21 protein-coding genes and 1 pseudogene are annotated in these 20,878 nt (G+C 71.2%); 13 read left to right on the forward strand and 9 right to left on the reverse strand.

The window, feature by feature from the left end:
* Nucleotides 1-191: 191 nt before the first annotated feature.
* On the forward strand, nucleotides 192-1,412 hold the full coding sequence (locus tag ACZ6D7_RS19770) for a DUF1015 family protein (protein WP_469491973.1): 1,221 nt from the start codon (nucleotides 192-194) through the stop codon (nucleotides 1,410-1,412).
* A gap of 33 nt (nucleotides 1,413-1,445) precedes the next feature.
* Here ACZ6D7_RS19770 and ACZ6D7_RS19775 read toward each other — a convergent pair whose 3' ends face one another.
* The gene (locus tag ACZ6D7_RS19775) at nucleotides 1,446-2,093 is read right to left on the reverse strand and encodes a TetR/AcrR family transcriptional regulator (RefSeq protein ID WP_469491975.1); all 648 of its coding nucleotides are present in this window, start codon (nucleotides 2,091-2,093) and stop codon (nucleotides 1,446-1,448) included.
* 130 nt (nucleotides 2,094-2,223) lie between these two features.
* Here ACZ6D7_RS19775 and ACZ6D7_RS19780 point away from each other — a divergent pair, with 130 nt between their 5' ends.
* Nucleotides 2,224-3,774 carry a DHA2 family efflux MFS transporter permease subunit gene (locus ACZ6D7_RS19780; protein WP_469491977.1) on the forward strand — a complete coding sequence of 517 codons (1,551 nt, stop codon included), beginning with the start codon at nucleotides 2,224-2,226 and terminating at the stop codon, nucleotides 3,772-3,774.
* Nucleotides 3,774-5,210 (forward strand): MFS transporter, encoded by a 1,437-nt coding sequence (locus tag ACZ6D7_RS19785; RefSeq protein WP_469491979.1) that lies wholly within the window; start codon nucleotides 3,774-3,776, stop codon nucleotides 5,208-5,210. Before ACZ6D7_RS19780 ends, ACZ6D7_RS19785 begins: the two co-directional genes overlap by 1 nt.
* 90 nt (nucleotides 5,211-5,300) lie before the next feature.
* Here the strand turns inward: ACZ6D7_RS19785 and ACZ6D7_RS19790 are convergent, their stop codons facing one another.
* Entirely contained in the window at nucleotides 5,301-5,954 is a 654-nt protein-coding gene (locus ACZ6D7_RS19790) for a hypothetical protein (RefSeq protein WP_469491981.1), read from the reverse strand.
* Between the two features lie 1,216 nt (nucleotides 5,955-7,170).
* Nucleotides 7,171-7,764 (reverse strand): histidine phosphatase family protein, encoded by a 594-nt coding sequence (locus ACZ6D7_RS19795; protein WP_469491983.1) that lies wholly within the window; start codon nucleotides 7,762-7,764, stop codon nucleotides 7,171-7,173.
* 265 nt (nucleotides 7,765-8,029) lie between these two features.
* Here ACZ6D7_RS19795 and ACZ6D7_RS19800 point away from each other — a divergent pair, with 265 nt between their 5' ends.
* Both ACZ6D7_RS19800 and ACZ6D7_RS19805 read left to right on the forward strand, forming a co-directional pair.
* The gene (locus ACZ6D7_RS19800) at nucleotides 8,030-8,251 is read left to right on the forward strand and encodes a CbtB domain-containing protein (protein WP_469491984.1); all 222 of its coding nucleotides are present in this window, start codon (nucleotides 8,030-8,032) and stop codon (nucleotides 8,249-8,251) included.
* Between the two features lie 16 nt (nucleotides 8,252-8,267).
* Nucleotides 8,268-9,032, forward strand: coding sequence for a CbtA family protein (locus ACZ6D7_RS19805; protein ID WP_469491986.1), 765 nt, complete (start codon nucleotides 8,268-8,270; stop codon nucleotides 9,030-9,032).
* A gap of 288 nt (nucleotides 9,033-9,320) precedes the next feature.
* Here the strand turns inward: ACZ6D7_RS19805 and ACZ6D7_RS19810 are convergent, their stop codons facing one another.
* On the reverse strand, nucleotides 9,321-9,584 hold the full coding sequence (locus ACZ6D7_RS19810; RefSeq protein WP_469491988.1) for a hypothetical protein: 264 nt from the start codon (nucleotides 9,582-9,584) through the stop codon (nucleotides 9,321-9,323).
* 32 nt (nucleotides 9,585-9,616) lie between these two features.
* Between ACZ6D7_RS19810 and ACZ6D7_RS19815 the strand changes: the two genes are divergently transcribed.
* From ACZ6D7_RS19815 to ACZ6D7_RS19830, 4 genes are all read left to right on the forward strand, one after another.
* Complete coding sequence (locus tag ACZ6D7_RS19815) at nucleotides 9,617-9,781, forward strand: hypothetical protein (RefSeq protein WP_469491990.1); 165 nt, start codon at nucleotides 9,617-9,619, stop codon at nucleotides 9,779-9,781.
* Between the two features lie 302 nt (nucleotides 9,782-10,083).
* Entirely contained in the window at nucleotides 10,084-10,545 is a 462-nt protein-coding gene (locus ACZ6D7_RS19820; RefSeq protein WP_469491992.1) for a DUF6153 family protein, read from the forward strand.
* An 89-nt stretch (nucleotides 10,546-10,634) separates the two neighbouring features.
* The gene (locus tag ACZ6D7_RS19825; RefSeq protein ID WP_469491993.1) at nucleotides 10,635-11,315 is read left to right on the forward strand and encodes a DUF305 domain-containing protein; all 681 of its coding nucleotides are present in this window, start codon (nucleotides 10,635-10,637) and stop codon (nucleotides 11,313-11,315) included.
* Nucleotides 11,316-11,445: 130 nt separating this feature from the next.
* Nucleotides 11,446-12,312: a F510_1955 family glycosylhydrolase gene (locus tag ACZ6D7_RS19830; RefSeq protein ID WP_469491995.1), complete on the forward strand. Its 867-nt coding sequence runs from the start codon at nucleotides 11,446-11,448 to the stop codon at nucleotides 12,310-12,312.
* Nucleotides 12,313-12,326: 14 nt separating this feature from the next.
* Here the strand turns inward: ACZ6D7_RS19830 and ACZ6D7_RS19835 are convergent, their stop codons facing one another.
* Together ACZ6D7_RS19835 and ACZ6D7_RS19840 are read right to left on the reverse strand one after the other, a co-directional pair.
* Nucleotides 12,327-13,238 (reverse strand): DUF5134 domain-containing protein, encoded by a 912-nt coding sequence (locus tag ACZ6D7_RS19835; protein WP_469491997.1) that lies wholly within the window; start codon nucleotides 13,236-13,238, stop codon nucleotides 12,327-12,329.
* 150 nt (nucleotides 13,239-13,388) lie between these two features.
* Complete coding sequence (locus tag ACZ6D7_RS19840) at nucleotides 13,389-13,976, reverse strand: TetR/AcrR family transcriptional regulator (RefSeq protein WP_469491999.1); 588 nt, start codon at nucleotides 13,974-13,976, stop codon at nucleotides 13,389-13,391.
* Nucleotides 13,977-14,101: 125 nt separating this feature from the next.
* Here ACZ6D7_RS19840 and ACZ6D7_RS19845 point away from each other — a divergent pair, with 125 nt between their 5' ends.
* The 4 genes from ACZ6D7_RS19845 to ACZ6D7_RS19860 all read left to right on the forward strand — a co-directional run bounded on the left by ACZ6D7_RS19845 (nucleotide 14,102) and on the right by ACZ6D7_RS19860 (nucleotide 17,232).
* The gene (locus ACZ6D7_RS19845) at nucleotides 14,102-14,356 is read left to right on the forward strand and encodes a hypothetical protein (RefSeq protein WP_469492001.1); all 255 of its coding nucleotides are present in this window, start codon (nucleotides 14,102-14,104) and stop codon (nucleotides 14,354-14,356) included.
* Complete coding sequence (locus tag ACZ6D7_RS19850) at nucleotides 14,353-14,901, forward strand: hypothetical protein (RefSeq protein WP_469492003.1); 549 nt, start codon at nucleotides 14,353-14,355, stop codon at nucleotides 14,899-14,901. Before ACZ6D7_RS19845 ends, ACZ6D7_RS19850 begins: the two co-directional genes overlap by 4 nt.
* A gap of 211 nt (nucleotides 14,902-15,112) precedes the next feature.
* Complete coding sequence (locus ACZ6D7_RS19855) at nucleotides 15,113-15,523, forward strand: hypothetical protein (protein ID WP_469492005.1); 411 nt, start codon at nucleotides 15,113-15,115, stop codon at nucleotides 15,521-15,523.
* Nucleotides 15,524-15,615: 92 nt separating this feature from the next.
* Nucleotides 15,616-17,232, forward strand: a complete 1,617-nt coding sequence (locus tag ACZ6D7_RS19860) for a multicopper oxidase family protein (protein WP_469492007.1) — start codon at nucleotides 15,616-15,618, stop codon at nucleotides 17,230-17,232.
* A gap of 190 nt (nucleotides 17,233-17,422) precedes the next feature.
* Here the strand turns inward: ACZ6D7_RS19860 and ACZ6D7_RS19865 are convergent, their stop codons facing one another.
* The 3 genes and pseudogenes from ACZ6D7_RS19865 to ACZ6D7_RS19875 all read right to left on the reverse strand — a co-directional run bounded on the left by ACZ6D7_RS19865 (nucleotide 17,423) and on the right by ACZ6D7_RS19875 (nucleotide 20,704).
* Nucleotides 17,423-17,677 (reverse strand): hypothetical protein, encoded by a 255-nt coding sequence (locus tag ACZ6D7_RS19865; protein ID WP_469492009.1) that lies wholly within the window; start codon nucleotides 17,675-17,677, stop codon nucleotides 17,423-17,425.
* 34 nt (nucleotides 17,678-17,711) lie between these two features.
* Nucleotides 17,712-17,939: pseudogene (locus ACZ6D7_RS19870) on the reverse strand (BlaI/MecI/CopY family transcriptional regulator); the annotation flags it as partial.
* Nucleotides 17,940-18,052: 113 nt separating this feature from the next.
* On the reverse strand, nucleotides 18,053-20,704 hold the full coding sequence (locus ACZ6D7_RS19875; protein WP_469492216.1) for a YfhO family protein: 2,652 nt from the start codon (nucleotides 20,702-20,704) through the stop codon (nucleotides 18,053-18,055).
* Nucleotides 20,705-20,878 lie beyond the last annotated feature (174 nt).

Genomic DNA, 20,878 nt, shown 5'->3' on the forward strand with positions numbered 1-20,878 from the left:
GGGGCGGGGCTTCCCCCCCCCCCCCCCCCCCCCCCCTCCCCCCCCCCCCTTCCCCCCCCCCCCCCCCCCCCCCCCCCCCCCCCCCCCACCCCCCCCCCCCCCCCCCCCCCCCCCCCCCCCCCCCCCCCCGGGGGGGGCCCCCCCCCCCCCCCCCCCACCCCTGCTGGGCTGCCCTCTTCCAGGAGTTTTCGATGCCTGCCCGCGACGTGCCTTTCCCCAAGCCGACCGAGTTGCAGCTCCGCCCCTTCCGGGCCGTGCGCTACGACGCGGACCGTGTCGGCGACCCGTCCGACCTCCTCGCCCCGCCCTACGACGACCTTGACCCCGCCCGGACCCGTGAGCTCCGGCGCCACCCTCACCACGTGGCCCGACTGGTGTACACGGACACACCGCAGGGCGCCGCCCGCGAACTGGGGCGCTGGCTGCGGCGCGGCGTCCTCCGCCGGGACGAGCGGCCCGCCGTGTACGTCTACCAGCAACAGCGTGGCGCCCGAATCCTCCAACGCGGCCTGATCGGCGACCTGTTGCTGCCACGCCAGGCAGGACGGTTGCTGCCCCACGAAGACGTCTCGGCCCACGTGGTCCGGCAGCGCGCCGCCCACATGTCAGGGCTGCGCGCCCAACTGGAACCACTGCTGCTGGCCCACCGAGACACGGAGTCGACGACTGCGCAGCTCGTGGACCATGTCACCCGCCGTACGCCGGTCACCGTCGCCCGGATCGGAGAGATCACCCACAGCTTGTGGACCTGCGACGACGCGAGGGAACTCGCGCTCTTCACCAGTGGTCTGTCCGTCGGGCAGGCTCTCATCGCCGACGGCCACCACCGCCATGCCGCCGGCCTCCATCTGAGCGGAGACACGGCAGGCCCGTGGGGGAGCAGCCTCGCCTTGCTGGTCGACACCGCGAAGTATCCACTGCGGCTCTCCGCCATCCACCGCGTGCTGCCGGCGCTGGATCCGGACAAGGCGGCACTCGCCGCAGCCGAAGTGGCCCGGGTTCTGCCGCTCCCCGGAGGGCCGCGTCCGCCCGAGCCCGGCGAACTCATACTGGCCGGTGGGAGACAGGCGTGGACCATCACCGACCCCGACCCTCGGGCCCTGCGCGAAGCCCTGGCCGGTCATCCCAGCCAGTGGGCGCAACTCCCCGCTGCTGTGAGCGACCACCTGCTGCTCCGCCACGCCTGGTCCGTACCCGACCTGCCCGGTGCCGTGACGTATGTCCATGGCATCCGCCAGGCCATCGCGGCCGTGTCCGCACCCGGCAGCGGCAGCGCGCTCCTGCTGCCCGTGATCAGTGAGGACACGGTGTGGGAACTGGCCGGTGCCGGAGTGCTGTTGCCCCGGAAGTCCACTTCGTTCGGTCCCAAGCCGGTGGCCGGTCTGGCCATGCGGGTGCTGGGCCTGTCGTAGTACCGCTCCGCGGGCGTCGACGCGGATGGGCCGCTATCCGCCCTGTGGGCCGTAGTGATCCAGGAACATGTCGACGCCGCTGGTGATGAGACGATCCGTCAGCTCCTCGTCGATGTGCGTGCCGTAGGAACTGAAGACCATGTGGGGAAAGACCAGAAGCCCGTAGAACTGGATGATCGCCACCTGCAGGTCGGGGATCTCCAGGCGGCCTTGCTTGGAGAGGGCGCGCAGGGCGCTGGCGACCGCGGGGTGGTGGCTTTCGGTGCCGCGGTGTCGCCAGGCCTCGCCCAGTTCGGGGAAGCGGTGCAGTTCGGCGGCGACGAGGTTGCGCAGGGCGGTGACCTCGTGGTTGGTGCGGACGGCGTGGACCCAGGTGCGGGCCGCCTCTACGAGGGCGGTCCGCAGGTCCTCGGCCTCGGCCAGGCCTTCCAGCGCGGCCGACGACTCCCCGGCGAGCGGCTCGTCGAGTGCGCTCGTGATGACCGCCGTGAACAGGGCTTCCTTGCTGCCGAAGTGGTTGTAGACGGTCACCTTCGACACGCCTGCCTCGGCGGCGATGGTGTCCATTCCGACGCCGAAGCCCTCCCGTAGGAACAGCTCGCGGGCGGCCCGCACGATGGCCTGCCGCTTTTGCTCCGCGCGGGGACCGCTCGGCGGCTGTTTGACGCTCTCCACGCTCATGCCCCGACTTTAGCACTCACCTGAACTGTACGGTTGAGTTCATGTGAACTGAACGGTACGGTTCAAATGGGCGCGGTCGAGCGAGACCGTGCACGAGAAAGGGGACCTCGTGCCTTCGGTGACTCATCCGGTGACCGACTCACCGAAGACGGCCGACCCGCCGGTCCGGCGATGGCTCGCTCTTGCTGTCGTGAGCGTGAGCCTGTTGGTCGTCGGGCTGGACACCACCGTGCTGAACGTCGCCCTGCCCACGCTGGTCGGCGAACTCGGCGCTTCGACCAGCCAGTTGCAGTGGATCGTTGACAGCTATGCGCTGATGTCCGGCAGCCTGGTGCTGTTCTGCGGCAGCCTGGCGGACCGGCTCGGCCGCAAGTGGATCTTCATGTCCGGTCTGGCGCTGTTCACGGCGGCGTCCGTGGTCGCCGCGTACGCCGGGTCCGTCACCACGTTGGTGCTTGCGCGCGGAGCCATGGGCGTCGGCGAGGCGTTGATCATGCCGGCCACGCTCGCCGTCATCGGGAACGTCTTCCCGCGCGGTGCCGAACGCACGAAGGCGATCGGCATCTGGTCGGCGGCCGTCGGAGTCGGGACGGTGATCGGGCCGATGGTCGGCGGCCGGCTGCTGAGCCACTACTGGTGGGGATCGGTGTTCCTGATCAACCTCCCCATAGGCATCGCGGGCCTGGTCGCCGCGGCTCTTCTCGTGCCCAGTTCCCGCGCCCCCGAAAGCGGTCGGCTGGACCCAGCCGGGGCACTGCTGTCCGTCGTCGCCGTGGCAAGCGTGCTGTGGGCGGTCATCGAAGGACCCGACCGCGGCTGGACGAGTCCCGCCGTGCTGACCGCCTTCGTGGCGGGTGCCCTCCTGCTGACCGCCCTCGTCACCTGGCAGCGCCGGGCCGCGTCCCCGATGCTGCCGCTGCGGATCTTCCGTCACCGTGCGCTCGCGGCCGGTGACCTGCTGGTCCTGCTGGGCGCGTTCGCGCTGATCGGCACGCTGTTCGTCGCTGTGCAGCACTTCCAGTTCGTGCTCGGGTACAGCGCCGGGCAGACCGGGGTGCGCCTCGGCCCCGCCGCAGTCGCCCTGCTTGTCGCCGGACCACTGGCAGGCATCCTCGCGCCGCGCCTCGGCATGCGTACGGTTTCGGCCGTCGGACTCGCCCTGCTGTCCGCGTCCGCCGCAGTTCTCGCCACCACCGGGCCAACGGACGGCTACGGCCGGGCTCTTGTGGCGATGCTGCTGCTCGGCGCGGGCGCCGGATTCGTCATCACCGTCACCAGCGACGCCATCGTCGGCTCGCTGCCCGAAAAGGACCTCGGCGTGGGCTCGGCCACCAACAGCGCCGCCATCCAACTCGGCGCGGCGACCGGAGTCGCCGTCATGGGCAGCCTGCTGTCCGACCGCTACCGCAGCGGACTCGACGACCTCCCCGCTCCCGTTCCCGAGAGCCTCCTCGAGTCCGCCAAGGAGTCGCTGGGCACCGCGCTCGCCCTCGCCGAGCGACTGCCCGGCGAGGCCGGAACCGCCTTCGCCGAAGCCGCCCGCCACGCCTTCGTCGACGGCATGGGACCGGCGATGTTCGCGGGGGCCGGTGTCACCGCGGCGGGTGTGCTCCTCACCCTTCTCCTCGCGCCCTCCCGCCGCGCGGAGACCACCGGAACCACACACCAGAAGGACTCATGATGACCCACTCCGCAGCCGGTGCCCCGCACACGGCCGAACACGACCACCACCCGCCCGCCGATCCGCGCCGCTGGGCGGCACTCGCGCTGATCTGCCTCGCCCAGTTCATGCTGATCCTCGACGTCACCGTCGTGAACGTCGCCCTGCCCGACATGGCGGCCGACCTCGACCTCGGCCGGGAGACGCTGACCTGGGTGGTCACCGCCTACACCCTCTGCTTCGGCGGGCTGATGCTGCTCGGCGGCCGACTCGCCGACGCCCTCGGCGCCCGCCGCACCCTGCTGGCCGGGCTTGCCCTTTTCACCGCCGCCTCACTGGTCACCGGTCTGGCCGAGAACGCCCCGACGCTGCTCGGCGGCCGGATCGGCCAGGGCCTCGGCGCGGCCCTGCTGTCCCCGGCCGCGCTCTCCCTCGTCACCACGGCCTTCCACGGCGCCGAACGCAACAAGGCGCTCGGCGTCTGGGCGGCGATCGGCGGTACCGGCTCAGCGGCCGGCGTGCTGCTCGGGGGAGCCCTGACCGATGGCCCAGGCTGGGAGTGGGTGTTCTACATCAACGTACCGGTCGGGCTGATCCTGCTGATCGCCCTGCCCGCCTTCGTCCCGGCCCGTGCTCCACAGCCCGCACGACTCGACATCCCGGGCGCGCTGCTCGTCACCACGGGCACGGCCGCCCTGATCTACGGCCTGGTCAAGGCGGGGGACACAGGCTGGGTGGACGCCTCGACCCTCCTGCCGCTGGCCGGTGCGGTGCTCGCGTACGCGGCCTTTGCGGCAGTCGAACGGGCCAGCGGGGCCCCGCTGATGGACTTGCGGATGTTCACTCGGCGACCGGTGCTCGCCGGGGCCTTCCTGATGCTGATCGCCACGGCCCTGCTGATCGCGTTCTTCTTCCTCGGGTCCGTCTACCTCCAGCACGCCCGGGGCTTCAGCCCGCTCAGGACCGGGCTGATGTTCCTGCCCGTCGCCGTGGCCACCGCCATCGGCGCCCACCTCGCATCCCGGCTCGTCGGCCGGATCGGCAGCCGCCCGACCGCTGTCGGGGGCATGGTTGTCGCGGCCGTCGGAAGCATCCCGCTGACCCGACTGTCGGATACCGGCAGCGTGTACACCGGGCTCCTGCCGGGCTTCGTGATCGCCTCCCTCGGCATCGGCGCGGTCTTCGTCACCGCCACGACCACCGCGCTGGCCATGGTGGAGCACCGGGAGGCGGGGCTTGCTTCCGGGGTCGTCAACACCTTCCATGAGGTGGGTGGCTCGATCGGCGTCGCCGTCGTCTCCACCGTCGCGGCCTCCGGCTTCGAGCGAGGCGAGGTGGATGGCTTCGCCGACGCGTTCACGGTGTGTGCCGTGGCAGCCGCTGCCAGCGCCGTCGTCGCCTTGGGTCTCGTACCGCGTGGCAAACCGCAATCGACCGGCGGCCCGCACGTGCACTGACCCACGGCCACAAGGCTTGGCCGTTCCTCCGGTGCCGGGGGCCCCAGCGGTTGCACTTTGCTGCCAGCCCCCGGCCATCGGCGCCCCGACTCAGTGGGCGTGTCCGTCCTCCGCATGACCGGCTTCTTCCTCGCCTGCGCCGGTTCCGGTGCTTTCGGCGCTGGGTGAAGCCTCGGGCGCCGTCGTTCCGGCGTCCTCGGTGTGGCTGTCTTCCCGATGACCGTCGTCGGTCTCCGCCGTCTCCGTTTCGCCGGTGGTCTCCTCGCCATGGCTGTGACCCCCACCGCCGGACTCGGCGGCCATGTCGGCGGCGATACCGCGCAGCCCGACGAACGCGACCGCCGCGGTGACCAGCACCAGCAGCCCGGTCGGGCCGATGATGCTGCGCCAGCGCGCGGGGTCGTAGCGCAGCACGTACGCGACGAAGGACAGCGCCAGCCCGAACGGGATCAGCATCGCCGCCCGCTCGGGGAAGTCCTCGAAGTGCTGCATCCCGCCACTGAGCATGCCGATGCCGAACGACAGCGCCAGCGAGGCCAGCACGATCGTGACCACCTTCGGGGCGCTGGGCCGCTGCCGCTTCAGGACGAACTCGTTCAGCAGGGTCGCGCAGAGGAAGACACCCGCGCCGATCAGTGCGATCAGCGTGTACCGGTCCGGGTCCAGCGGATGGTGCACCACCGCACCACTGATCAGACCCGCCCCTACGAACGTCGTGGCGTACCCCAGATAGTCACCGATCACCGGCGTCCGCTTCTTCGCACGCCGACGCGCCCGGCGGCCACCGGTTGGGGGCGCGGTCTCGGACTCAGAGGTCTGGTTCCGACGGGGCTTGGGCTCCGAATCCGGGCTGGCCGGGGCCTGGGCGGGCTCGACATCCGGTTGGGCCTGGAGGTCCGACCGGACATGGACATGTGGTCCCTGCGGGCGTGCCGGGTGGGGCTGATAGGCGGGGTGCTGCTGGAACTGCTGCGGGTGCGGGTGCGGGTGAGGGGGGCGTGCCTCAGGCTGAGTGGGCATGCCGGCACGGTCGACGAGGTAGGGCTGGGTCACGAATCGAGGCCTTTCGCGGGTGGGCCGGGCACGCGACAGGGCATGCCGGCCCGCCGGGGGCGTGCGTGGCAGGGATGCGTCGGATCAGCGGCAGGAGTGCCGGGTTCTTCGCTCGCCGGACCTCGATGGTGCCGGTCTTCGGGCGGTGCCCCGTTTCGTCGTACGACGTCGTACGACAATGGCCACGGCCTGCGCGCCGTGTCGGCGGCCTAGATTCGCAGGACGGTCAGCTGCGCGATATCGACGCCTTGCCAATGCCTCGGACGTGGTGATCGCCACAGGCTGGGCCAAGCGGCCTGAATGCGCCGCCTGAGCTGCTGGAGCAAGGCGACGCGACGCCCATGGAGCCGCCGACCGCCGAACGCCAGCAGAGCGCAGCAGCCGATGACGGCAGCGCACAGGCCGAGTTCCGCCGCGTTCAAGGTGCCGTGATCGCCGTGCTCCTCAGACGCCATCGCGAGGGGCGGGACCGCTTCATCCTGTGCGGTCCGCTCTGGATGAACGGCGTGGGCGTGAGCGACGGTCCCGCGTTCGGGGCGTGTGTCGGCGCTGCCCGCGTGGGCGAGGAGATGCATCAGGCCGAGAGCGAGGAGCAGCAGGAGGAGCAGTCGACCGACCGTCCCTCGCCCTGCTCTTGCTCCGTTGCTCATGCGCTCCGTCATCTCGCCGTGGCGCCGACATGGCGCCCTCTCCGCTACCGTCGCGGTGCATCAGCGTACCGGTGGTCGACGAACGGGCGGCAAGCGGTGTGCGACCGGGTGGTGCCGAGCGGCCCGCGACGTACGGTTCGGCTCGGGTGGTCGCGAGGGATGCTGCCGGGCCTTGTGCTGCCGCTGGTGCTTCATCGCCGCACCCGTCGGCGGGGGGGGCTGCCGTTGACCTGTGACGTCGGTCTCGGCAGGACGGTTCAGCCGTCTTTGCCGTCCCCCACGGGCGAGTCGGCGAAGGCGGTTCCCATCCGCAGATTCCACCGCCCGGCCCGCCCAGTGAGCCACACGGCGCTCAGGGGCGGTACGTCGATGCGCCAGAACGACGTGGGAGGGGCGGCCAGCGCACGGATCACTGCGGCGCGCGCCACGGCCTGCTCGACCACGGCCGCCACCCGCCCGGCATCGGCTGGCAGCGCATCGAGCCAGTCGGCGACCCTGCGGCACACGTCGGCCACGGAGTCGCCGCCGTGCGGGGCGGCCTCCGGGTCGCTCAGCCAGGCGGTGAACGCGGCGGTGTTCGCGGTGGCGAGTTCCTCCGGTGTACGGCCGTACCAACTGCCCATGTCCACGTCCCGCAGGGAGGTTTCGGTGACGATGGCGTCCCAGCCGAGGGCCTCGGCGGTCTGCTGGCACCGCTGAGAGGGCGCGGCGTACTGGACGGTCGCTGCGGGCAGGGACCCGGCGGCCGCGCGTGCCTGCCGCAGTGCCCGCTCGTCGAGCGGGGTGTCGGCGAAGCGCACCTCGCGCCCCGTGGGCGCGGCGGCGCACAACAGCGTGAGCCGGATCGTCATGAGAGCCCCCTCGCCTGGATCCACTCCAGCCGACTCATCGTAGGTGGCGCACGCCATGTTGGCCGAATGCTGCCTCGCCCCTACCATCTGGGCGACAAGGATGACGGCGCTTCGGAAGTCCGGTGCAAGCCCGGCACGGTCGCGCCACTGTGTGCCGCAGGCTTCTGCTCCCAACGGGTGCGGAGGGATGGCGGCGAGTCAGACCCGATGCCGTCGTCAAGTGCTCCACACGAAACGGGACGCGTGTTCCCGAGGAGGTCTCGCCATGACGCAGTCCACTGCCGCCCCTGCCCCCGCCACCCTGCCCGCCGCAACACCCCTGCCCGTCCGGGCCATCCTGCCCTGGGCCGTGTTCTTCGGCTTCGTGATGCTCGTCCTGCTCTACTTCGTCGGCGCCGAGCAGGGTGCCTTCGCCGTCTTCTCCGGCGAGGGCGTCCACGAGTGGGTGCACGACGGCCGTCATCTGCTCGGCTTCCCCTGCCACTGACGGGGAGCGGATACCGATGAATTCCGCAATAGTGCGTGCCCTGTTGGTGCGCGGCATGCTCGCGGGCCTCGGCGCCGGCGTACTGGCCTTCGTCTTCGCGTACCTGGTCGGCGAAGGGCCGGTCGACGCGGCGATCGCCTTCGAGGAGTCGAGCTCCCACCATGCTGCAGGCGGGGAGGAACTGGTCAGCCGGTCGGTGCAGTCGACCGCGGGGCTGGCGACCGGCGTCCTCGTCTTCGGTGTGGCACTCGGAGGCATCGCCGCCCTCGCGTTCTGCTTCGCGCTGGGCCGGATCGGCCGGTTCGGCGCCCGGGCCACGGCCGCGCTGACCGCGCTCGCCGCGTTCCTCACCGTCTACTTGGTCCCCACCCTGAAGTACCCGGCGAACCCGCCCGCCGTCGGCGACCCCGACACCCTCGACCAGCGGACCGCCCTGTACTTCCTGATGATCGCGCTGAGCGTCCTGCTCGGCATCGCGGCCGTCCTGCTGGGCCGCCGCCTCGCCCCCGGCTGGGGCAACTGGAACGCCTCCGTAGCCGCCGCGCTGGCCTTCGTGGCGGCCGTGACGGTCGCGATGGTGTTCCTGCCGTCCGGGGACAACGTGCCCAACGGCTTCCCGGCCACGGACCTGTGGGAGTTCCGCATGGCCTCGGTCGGCGTCCAGGCCCTGCTCTGGGCGGCCTTCGGCCTGCTCTTCGGGTACCTCGCCGAGCGTGTCCTGGAGCCGAGGGCCACTGCCCCGGCCGGCCGGGGCGCGGAGCTGTCCGCACCGGCTGCCTGACGGACTCAGCGCCGCGTACAGCACTGCGGCTGGACCTGCCGGGGGCGCGCCCGGCAGGTCCAGCCGTCTTCGCAGGACCGAGGGGCGAAGCGGCCTCGGCCGCGACCGCGGCTTCAACCGACGTGACCGGAGCAGGTCAGCGAACCGTGGGTGCGTTGCCGCACGCGCAGGGCTTTCGAGCCGGGGCGGCTCCGGGCTCCGTGAGGCGGGTCCGCGGCCTGGAGAACGCCGCGGCCGTGAGCCTGGCGACGGGGGCCGACGCCCCGGCGACGCAACTCCGCCCGCCGTTCACCGGCTCTCGCCGCCGACGAGCTCGTAGCGGGCCTCGTCGACCGCGGCGGCGACGGCAGCGGGATCCAGCGGCTGCTCGCTGGTCACCTTGACCTTGCCCGACGGCAGATCCACCTTGCCCGTACTCGACTTCTGTCGGGCCCTCTCCCCGGTTTCCCGGTGGTCCTCGAGCTCGTGTGCGCCGTTCGGTACGACGGGCAGGCCGACCTTGGCCCCGTTGCCCGTAGCCCCAGCCCCGTAGCCCTGGAGGTCAGGTGGCACGGCGGCCGGTGTCGAGCCCGGCGCTTTCGCTGGTGGCGGGGGCGGCTGGGGCGCTGGCAGGTTGGTCGGCGGGCGACGGCTGCCGCGCCGGGAAGAAGCAGGGCGCCTACGCCCCAGCCAAGGACCTCGCCGACGACATCATCACCGCCCAGACCGCGGAGATCACCCAAATGCGGGAGATGCTCGGCACGAGCTGATCCCGGACACCTGGACCGCTGTACACGAGCCGAGGCGGCAACCGGAGCAGCGACTGCACCACCGGCACCGACGCCCACATGGAACGGCGCTGCCCGCGGCGCCACAGCGCCCTTCGGTGCGTCCGCAGCCTTTCACTCCCAGGTCGTGGCTGGCCAGGCAGAAGATCCACCGGACGACGTGTCTCGACGTCGACGAGCACCGGATGGGACTCAGGCCTCGCCCCGAGACCTGAGGGGCGGCACCCCAGTGCCAAGTCACTTAGTAGTATCGCGGAAGGTCGAGTACGGAGGGCAGGCTGAGTATGAGCGGGCGACTGCGCGCAGGTGGGGCCTTCGGGCACCTGCTGCTGGTCGTCGTGCTCTCGCTGGGCGTGTTCGCCATGCACACGATGGGCCACCCGGAAGAGTCGTCCGGGCACGGCATGAGCGGCACCATCCCCGCTGTGGCAAGTGCGTACCAGGACGGCATGGCCCGAGAGGCCGCAGCCGCTGAGGCCCTGGCCCAGACCGAGGCGATGGCCGAGCACGGGACCGCGGCGTCGGGAGCCACACTGCCGGTGCACGAGATGCCGAGCGGCACGGACGTGATGTCCGTGTGTGTAGCGGTGCTCACCGTGTGGCTGCTCGGGCTGTTCCTGCGTGCGGCGGTGGCCGCTCGGCCGGAGCGGTTGACCGCCCTTCTCGCTCGATCGATGGCTCAGGCGCGCCCCAGCATTCCGCCGCCAAGACCGCTCCTCTCTCGGTTGTCAGTTCTGCGGATATAGGCCGACCCGTCGCGCGGCCCATTCAGTGCTGCCCGCGCAGACGCGTATGCCCCCACACAGACAGAACTGACCACAAGAGGTATTCGCACATGACTGCCGACAAGCACGCCCAGAGCCGTCGCCTCCGCCGCCGTCTCACGATGGTGGGCGCCATCACGGCGGGCGGGCTGCTCCTCGCCGCCTGCGGCGGGGACGACATGGAGGGCATGGACCACGGGAGCGGCAGCTCCGCTTCCGCCACGTCCAGCCAGACGGCGGGTGACAACCCGGCGCCCGGCGCGTTCAGCGACGCGGACGTCACGTTCGCGCAGATGATGATCCCGCACCACGAGCAGGCCCTGGAGATGGCCGAGCTCGCGGACGGCCGGGCCTCCGACGCGGAGATCAAGACCCTGGCCGCGGACATCGAGAAGGCCCAGGATCCCGAGATCCAGACCATGAAGTCCTGGCTGAAGGCCTGGGGCAAGCCGGAGTCCGCCGAGGAGGGCATGCCCGGCATGGACCACGGATCCGGCGGCATGGACCACGGGTCTGGGATGTCCGGAATGATGTCCGACGAGGACATGCAGAAGCTTGAGGCCGCCAAGGGCACCGAGTTCGACCGGATGTTCGCGGAGATGATGATCGAGCACCACAAGGGCGCGATCACCATGGCGGAGGACGAGCAGAAGAACGGTCGTAACGCCACGGCCAAGAAGCTCGCCACCGATGTCGTGAAGACCCAGTCCGCCGAGGTCGAGAAGTTCGAGAAGATCCTCGACCGGCTCTGATCCGCATCACCCACTGACCGCCCAGGGCTCCGAGGCACGCACCCGAGGAGCCCGGGCGGTCAGGTCCCTGTGCCGGCTGACCGCGACGGCGGTCGTCGCTCCCGTGCACCCGTACGCACCCCGAGGAATCATGAACAAGCGCCCCGCCGTAGTGGCAGCAACTGCCCTGGCTCTCACCCTCACCCTGGCCGCATGCTCCGACAGCGGAGACAGTGCAGAGTCGACCGGCTCGTCCGCCGCTTCCGGGACGACCGTGAGCCACATCCACGGTCTCGGACTGGACCCGGCCGACCAGCGTCTCTACGTCGCCACCCACGAAGGCGTCTACACGCCCGACGCAAAGAGGGAGCCCGAGCTGGTGGGCGACAGCAAGGACGACTTCATGGGCTTCACCGTGGCCGGTGACAAGACGTTCTACGCCAGCGGCCACCCGACCTTCGGCGGCAACAAGGGGCTCATCAGGAGCACCGACGGGGGCAAGACCTGGAAGTCCCTGTCCTTGTCCGGCGAGTCCGACTTCCACGCCCTGGACTTCGCCCACGGCACCGTCTACGGCTACGACTCCACCAACGGCCTGGTGCGCACGACCAAGGACGGCGTCTCGTGGAAGGACGGGGCGCGGCTCGAAGCCATGGACATCGCAGTCAGCCCCACAGACCCTGGCGTCATCCTGGCCACCACGGCCGAGGGCGTCGCCCGCAGCAGCGACGGCGGCAAAACCTTCGCCCGGGGGAAGGAGCCGGTGATGGCCTTCCTGTCCTGGACCGCGAAGGACGGCCTCTACGGCATCGACACCTCTGGCGGCCTGAACCGCGGTACGGATGGCGGCACCACGTGGAAGAAGGTCGCCACCGTGCCGGGTGGCCGGCCGCAGGCGCTTACGGCTGTCGGCGCAGAACATGTCCTTGCCGCCACTCAGACCGGGGTGTTCGAGTCGAAGGACGGCGGCAAGACGTTCAAGAAGCGCCTGGCTGTTACGTTGAGTGGCGGCCACTGACCCGCGACGGGCGGTCAGGCGGCCATCATGACGAGCATGGCGCACATCGTGCCGCCCATGCCGATGTGTGCCGTCAGGGCCGCGGCCGGTGACGTACCCGGCGGGCGACGGCGGCTCCGGTTGCCCGCTGCCGCGTGTGCCCGGCGCCTGTCGCCCCCCAGCCGGGTCTTGTCCCAGACGGAGATGGCCAGGGACGCGGCGAACACCACGATTGCGTCGGGCAGGGCGAGGAGCCGTCGCGCCCAGCGGCCCTTGCCCGCGCTGCGGCCCGCACCCGCTCGCCGGTCGGTGCCGCGGAGCCGCGCCCACACGGACGCGACGATCGAGAGCAGGAAGTACACGGCGAGCGCGATCAGGACGACACGCCACAGAGAAGCGGAGTCTCCCGACGCGGCGCTGTGGGCGGCGCCGGTCGTCATGTCGTGGGCGGACATCCCCGAGGAGTGATCCATGCCCTCCATCCCGGCGGCCATGCCCGCCGTCTCCGCGATGTCGGTCGTTCCGGCGGATCCGTGTCCATGTCCGTGACCCATGCCGGCCATCGAGTGCCCGCCAAGAGCGAGGACCGGATCGGAGTGGGTGCCCGGCATGGCGAGCGTCATGATCACCATGGCGGCACTGCCAATGATGTGATGCGCCCAACGGCGGCCGTGTCGCCAGCCATGCAGCCGAGCGTGGCGTACGGACAGGGCCACACCGCCGAGACCGACGACGGTGAACGCCGCCACCCACCACAGGCTGTGGTCCCCGAAACTGGCCGCGGTCGCGGGCAGGAACATCGCGGCCATACCTCCGGCCATGAGGAGGTCGCCTCCGGCCGCAAACCGGGCCTCTCTGCTGTCGGCGGCAGCCAGCCGAGCCGTGCTCACGACGGCCACGAGCACGGCGATCGCCGCCAGCGTCCAGTTCAGGGCCGGACTTCCCATCGCTGCCCTCCGCATTGACCTGCCGTCGACAGCTCCTCGCTCCGTGGGCGCGTCGACTTCCGTCGTCCTCTGGCTGTTATCTACGGATGTCCTTAGTACGTAGTGGTGCCAAGAGGTGTTCAGCAGAAGGGGGTTCTTGCCCCGAGGGCGTCAGTTCCTTGGAGGGCGGACGCCGGCCAGGGTGACCATGACCAAGCGCCGCACAGCGGCCTCGGACGGCAGGGTTCGTGCCGCCGCCAGGGCGCTGAGGCAGTAGCGGGTGAGTTCGGCGGGCGGGATGTCGTCCCTGACATCGCCCGCCTGTGCTGCCTCGGTCAGCAGGTCCCGGACCATGTGGTGAAGGTGCTGGTGCGCGTGGGCCAGGTGGTCGCCGCTGTCCTGGTGCAGGAAGGCGCCCAGGTCCGTGTCGTGATGGCCGTGGGATCCGTGGGTGATGAGGGCGTAGGCCTCCAGCACCGCTTCGAGGCGCGCACGCGCCCCGTCGGTCCGGTCCCGGACTTCAGCCAGTTGGGCGAGATGGCCGCCGATCTCGCGTGCGTGCCAGGCGTGCAGGATCGCTTCGACGTCCCGGAAGTACTTGTAGAGCGTGGCCCGCCCGATGCCGACCTTCTCGGCGATCTGAGACATCGTCACCGACAGCGGGCCGTTCTCGGCCGCCAGGGCGGCGGTGCTGTCCAGGATGGCGTCGCGCACGTCGCGTCGGTGCGCCTCGATCGTCTCGTTCCACAGCTTTGGCACGCAGAAAGCGTACGTGACGACGATGAAGAAACACTATGGTTTGACAGTGACAAAGTGTATCGATAAAGCTGGGGTCGCTCGAAGGGCATGACGCCCAGGCGTAGGTGAGACAAGGAGAACCCCTCATGGTGGATCCGCCGCAGGAGCCGGGCACTCGCGACAGGACCAGCGGGGTTCCCGGCCGGACTCCAGTCGCGGGGATGCCGCGCTGGGTGAAGGTGTCCGGGCTCGTCGTGTTGATCCTGGCGGTGCTCGTCGCGGTGATGCTGCTGGTTCATGGGCCTGGTGGCCACGGCCCGGGCCGCCACTTCGGGGGGCAGGCTCCGCTTGTCGGTGTGACCGCAGGCACCGGACCGGCAGCAGGCGGCGGCGTCGGATGACCATGCCCCCTCGTCTGCGCAAGCTGGCCCTCATCGTGCACATCACCTCCTCGGTCGGCTGGCTCGGCGCGGTCGTCGCCTTTCTAGCCCTGGCGGTGATCGGCATGACCAGCCGGGATCCAGAAACGGTGCGTGGGGTCTATCTCGTGATGGAGCCAGCCGCCTGGTACACCCTCCTTCCTTTCGCCCTCGCCGCCCTGCTCACCGGCATCGTTCAGTCCCTGGGCACGTCCTGGGGCCTCTTCCGCCACTACTGGGTCCTGTTCAAGCTCCTGATCAATGTGGTCGCCACCGTCGTGTTGCCGATCTACATGGGGACCTTCAAGGCCATGGCGGAGAGGGCAGCCGACCCGGGGGCCGAGTTGTCGTCAGTGCGCAACTTCTCTCCCGTGCTGCACTCCGTGCTTGCGCTGCTCGTGCTGCTGCTGGCCATGATCCTTGCGGTGTACAAGCCGCGAGGTGTCACTCCGTACGGGCAACGGAAGCAGCAGGCGGAGCGTGAGAGTCGCAGCGCGTCGGGCGCTGCGTCCATCTCTCAGGCGTGAGCGCACCCGGACGCTACCGCTCACGGGCTCCACTGCTCTGGGTCACGGAATCGCGCGGAGGCGGCGCTTACCCCCTCCGGGTATAGTGGCGGCACTCGTCTCACCGGGAACTCAGAGGGAAACGATGACAGCACGGGGAGTCTGGGCCCCGCGGACTTGCGCCTCACAGGGCATCGTCCGCTGGGCTCGTGCCGCCGTCATCGCTCTGCTCGTGGCGCTCGCGGTATTGATTCACCACGAGACGGCCGCCACGGCGATCAGCCCGGACTCCTCGTCCGCCGGTCATGTGATGAGGCCGGGCATGGTGATGGACGGCGGCGATGCCGCACCGGCAACGGCGGCCACCAGGCACGGGCACCACAGCACCTCCGGCCAGGCCACCCAACAGACGAAGGTTGCCGGGCCGGCGATGAGCAATGCCGATTCTCCGCCCTGCTCCGGCATGGCGATGCAGCACTGCTCGACCGCGAGTCTTGAGGTGGTGAAGCTCGCACCACCGGTACAGACCCCGGGGCGGTGGAGTCTCGCCGTGCCCGCGGCCGTCGGCGCGGGGCCGAAGGCCGAAGGGACCGTCGACCGAGCGCCCCCGGATCTGTCTGTCCTCTCCCAGCTGCGCATTTAGGCCGTGCCCAGCGGCTTCCTCGTGCCGTCTCATGCCGAGGAGCCGTCCCAGCACGTCCACTTCCCCTGCGCATCCTGAGATCGAGGACACCCATGAACAGCACCAACCGCCGCTCCGTACTGCTCGCCGGGCTCGGCGTTGCGGGCGCGGGCGCGCTCGCCGCCTGCAGCGGCGGCTCCAACGCAACACCCACCCTGGTCAACCCCTCCGGCTCGGCGGTCGCCGCGACCGAGAAGAAGCGGAAGGGCACCGGCAGGACGCAACAGGTGACCCTGACGGCCGCGCCCGCCATGCTCGACCTCGGCGGCGGGCTCATGGCCAAGAGCTGGGCCTTCAGCGGCCAGGCGCCGGGCAAGGGCATCCGCCTGTCCGTCGGCGACACCCTGGCCGCCGAACTCTCCAACCAGCTGCCGGACAAGACCACGACGTCCATTCACTGGCACGGCATCGCCATGCGCAACGACATGGACGGCGTGCCGCCGGTGACCCAGCAGGCCGTACGCGCGGGTGCCAACCTCACCTACCGCTTCATCGCCGACGCCCCCGGCACGTACTTCTTCCATCCCCACGTCGGCGTCCAGCTCGACCGGGGCCTGTATGCGCCACTGGTCGTCGAGGACCCGAAGGAACCGCTGGCGTACGACGACGAGTGGGTCGTCGTCCTGGACGACTGGGTCGACGGAGTCACCGGCACCCCCGAGGAGGTCCTCGCCGAATTGCGGCAGGGCATGGGCGGCATGGACATGGGCGATCACTCCAGCTCTGGCTCCAGCTCCAGCGGCCACGAGGGCCACGGCATGGGCGGCATGGAGGGCATGGACATGGAGGAGAGCTCCTCGTCCCCCTCCCCGACGGCCGGCGGGATGTCGATGAAGTTCATGCTGATGGGCGCCGAGAGCGAACTGCTCGGCGGCGACGCCGGCGATGTGAGGTATCCGTACCACCTGGTCAACGGCCGGGTCCCCGCCGACCCAGACGTCTACCAGGGCAAGCCCGGCCGACGGGTCCGGCTGCGCGTCATCAACGCGGGCGGCGACACGGCGTACCGGCTGGCGCTCGGAGGCCACAAGCTGACCATCACCCACACCGACGGGTACCCCGTAGAGCACGAGCAGGTAGACGCCCTGCTGATCGGCATGGGGGAGCGGTACGACGTGCTGATCACCCTCGGCGACGGTGTCTTCCCGCTCGTCGCGCTGGCCGAGGGCAAGAACGCCACCGGCCTGGCCCTCATTCGTACGGGATCCGGCAGCGCGCCGCAGAAGACCGTCCGTCCCACGGAGCTCAACGGCAGGATTCTGACCGCGTCCCAGCTACGCGCGGCCGACGATGTCCGCCTGCCGTCCAGGAAGGTGGACCGCGTACACCGTGTCGAGCTGACCGGCGGCATGGACAAGTACGACTGGGCCATCAACGGCAAGGCCTTCGCCATGGACGATCCGGCCGCCAATCCGCTCACGATCGAGGATGGACAGCGGGTCCGGTTGGACTTCGTCAACACCACGGAGATGTGGCACCCGATGCACCTGCACGGGCACACCTACCAGCTCGGCAACAGCGGCCCGCGCAAGGACACCGCCATCGTCCTGCCCAAGAAGAAGCTGTCCGTCATCTTCGACGCCGACAATCCCGGTCAGTGGATGCTGCACTGCCACAACGCATTTCACGGAGAGGTCGGCATGATGGCGCTGGTCGCGTACCAGAGCTGACGAGTAGATCGTCACCGCTGTGCTCGGCCCGGGGCCGGCCTCGTCCGGCCGGCCCCGGCGCCTCGGGTGCCGACGCGTCGTTCAGGGCCGCGTGGCGGCGAAGTATGGCAGTGAGTCGAGGTTGATGATCTCGATGTTCTTGCCGGTGCGCAGGGCGTGTACGGCCTTGCCGTGGCCTTTTTGACTGGATTTATCCGATGGGGGACACACAGGCGAACATCAGCGGAAGCACCGGTACCACCGCTGCTGCGGCGGCCACCGTTCCACGGAGCGCGACGTGCGGTCGTCGCTGCGGGATGAGCACCCGCCGCATGCGGGCCACCGCGCTCGGGCCGTTCACCGCGAATGCGCCTGCTGGGGCGTCTTTGGCCGCTGCCATCGCGTACAGGGCCGTGGCCAGCTCCTCGCGGGACTGGCGGCGCAGGGCCCGGTCGTCGGCGATCATCTCCAGGAGCAGCCGAGCAGCGCAGGCGCCGCGTTCACGACTCGGCCTGCCGACCCACTGCGCGCAATGCCTTGCGCAGGGCACCGATCTCGTCGGAATCCATCTGCTGGACGAAGTGAGCGAGGGCCACCGGACGGTCCGCACTCGCGCCGAGGGCCTCCTCCATGAGCGCTGCCGCGTACTCCTCCCGGCTGCGGACCGGCGTGTACACCCAGGCCCGGCCCTGCTTGCTGCGCAGCAGCCAGCCCTTGTCATACCTAACCTCCAGCGCGCGGGCAAACACCCGACCCCCACCCGGCGCACACGGGTGAGCCCGCCGCACGAGCCGGAACGGCTGTGGGCGGGGCTCTCGGTCGACCGTCCCCCGGGGGCGCGTCAGCGCACGGCGGCCGGGTGCTCGCGTGACCGGGCGGGCACCGGTGGTGCGGGAAGGCCCACGGCACGCCGTCGGCGGACGCCCGTGAAGGTCCCCAGCAGGATCAGGGCCAGGAGCGAGACGCCCCCGACCGCCGAGCCGAGCTTGAGGCCCGGCGGACGGAAGGTGCAGGTGACCCTCGTCGAGGAGCCGTCGAGCGGGACGGCGATCAGCCCGTGGTACTCGCCGGCCGGGCGGGCGGGAGCGTCGCCCGTGGCGCAGCGCCAGCCGGCGATACGGGGTGCCGCGAGGACGGCGGTGCCGGTGCTGCCCGCGGGCAGCTCGGCCCGGACGGTGCCGTCGGAGACGCTCACCTCGGTGGCGCCGGTGTCCTTCAGGCGTCCGACGACCGTGCGCAGCCGCGCGGTGTCCAGGCAGCCGACCGCGCCCCGCGGGACGGTGCCCGTGCGGTCCGGGGACAGTTCGATCCGCAGCCGGCCGGAGACCGGGACGGTGCCGAGCCGCTGCATGGCGGCGATCCGCCGGACGGGGTAGTCGGCCCGGAACCGCCCGGTCGGACCGTCGGCGGCGTCCCCGGCGAGCCGCGCGGTGCCCGAGAAGTGCGGCGCCCACAGGTACACCTCGCGGCCGGCCGGGCAGGCGGCGGTGATCGTCGGCGTCCGCCCGGCGGCGCCGGGACCGGGGGTGCCGATCCTGAGGCCCGGACGGCTGTCGTCACTGGCGTGCGGGGCCGTCCCGGCGGCGGTGCGCACCGTGATGCGGGGCACGGCGTAGACCCGGGTGCCCAGGAGCAGTTCCTGGTTGCGGTACGGCGACGGGCCGAAGGCGGAGACGCCCGTGCGCGGGCCGGCCGGCCGCACCGTCACCAGGGGCGGCACGTCCTGACGGGACACCGTCACCCCGCTGCCGTCCTGCGGGAACCAGTTCTGGTGCGGGTCGGGCGGCGAGTGCACCCGCGCGCCGACGGAGAAGACGGCGTCCGTGACGGCGTTGTCCAGGCTCTGGAGGTTGCGGCCCCGCGAGGTCCAGCCGCCCCCGAGGGCGGTGATCAGGGAGCTGAGGACGTCGGAGGTGTGGCTGCTGTAGTACTGGGCGCCCTGACCGCCCACCAGCAGCGGGTCGTTGCCGACGGTCTGCTCCCGGCCCGGGTCGGTGCGGTACCGGGGCCAGCCGTCGGCGTCGGCGACCGCCCGCGCCTGCTGCTCCTGTCGGGTGCCCCAGGGCGCGTAGTCGTCCATGTGCCCGAACCGCAGCCGGGTGGCCACGGCCGAGGTGGCGGTGGCCTCGCCGAGCTGGGTGGCGAGGAGCAGCGCCACGGCGAGCACGGCCGGCCCGGTGCGGCGCCCGCCGGCCGCCGCGCGCCCGAGCAGGAGCAGCCCGCACAGCGCGCCCACGACCGCGACCAGCAGCACCGGCCAGGCGAAGGAGCGCACCACACCGCTGCCGCTCGCGTCGGCGGCGATCAGCGCGAGCAGTCCGCCCGCCGCGCCGAGCGCGCGCCGGCCGGGCGGGCCGTACGACAGCGCGTGCCAGGCGGCGATCACCAGCAGCCCGCACACGACGAAGGCCTCGCGGTACCCACTGCCCTGCGGTGTGGTGAAGGCGTGCCAGGCCAGCTGGGTCGGCGCCCACTGCATCGACAGCACGGCCACGAGCACCAGGAGCGTCCACCCCGCGCGCACCCGCCCGGGGACCGCCCGGTGGAACGGCAGGGCGAGGGCGAGCAGCAGAGCCGTGGTGCCCACGTAGAGGGCCGGTGTGCTGAAGCTGTACGAGGTCGGCAGCAGCCGGCCCAGCACGTCCTGCGTCGCCGCGGGCACGAACCCCTGGAACCGGCCCGGGGATGCGTGCTCGCTGCCGAAGTAGACGACCGTCACCAGCGGTGCGGCCAGTCCCACGCCGAGGACGACGGTCACCGCGCCCCGGGCCGCCGCCGCGAGGGCCTGCCGGCGCGGGAGCCTGGCGAGGAACAGCCGGAGCAGCAGCACCGGAGCGGCGCCGAGGGTGGCCATGTAGCCCGTGTAGAAGTTGGCGGTCCAGGCGGCCGTCACGACCAGCACGCCGAGGACCCGGTGGCGTCCGGCGAGCACCCATTCGCCGGCCAGGCAGAGCAGCGGCAGGGCGATGAGGCCGTCGAGCCACATGACGTTGTACGAGGCGTCGGCCACGCTCCAGCCGCACAGGGCGTACGAGGCACCGAGCAGGCCCGCCGCCCACCAGCGGCCGGGACGCAGGGCGAGCAGCAGGCAGGCCATGGCCGCGCCGGCGCACGCCGTCTTGAGCAGGGTGATCGTGTACACCGCGAGATCGATCTCGTCGCGCGGGAACAGCGCCACCAGCAGGGCGAAGGGGCTGGTGACGTACGTGCCGAGGTCGGGCAGGAAACTGGCGCCGAACCCGGACTGCCAGTTGACGAGGAGTCCCCCGTCGGCCCTGCCGTGGAGCAGGTCCCACAGGTGCGCGTGGTACGGCACGTACTGGTTGCCCAGGTCGTTGACGCTGCGGGTGCGCGGTCCGAAGGGGTAGCTGCGGGCGATGGCGTCGGCGGCGCAGAGCGCCGTGACGGTGAGGAACGCCGCGAGCAGGGCCGCGGCGCGTCCCGGTCTGACCGGGTCGGGTAACCGGAGCCGCTCCGGCAGGGATCCGGGTATCACGCCCTGTCCCTGTCCGGTCGTGGACGTGCGTCACTTGTCGGCCGCGCCAGCACCTGTCACTCCCCCGCGCCTGGTCGAGTCGCCGACTTAGACGGGCGGTGTTCCGGGTTGGTTGTGCGCCGCCGGGAAGTGGTGCAAGCGCTTCCGAATGGGGAGAGCGGACGCCCCCGG

The organism is Streptomyces sp. NPDC041784 (assembly GCF_055591025.1).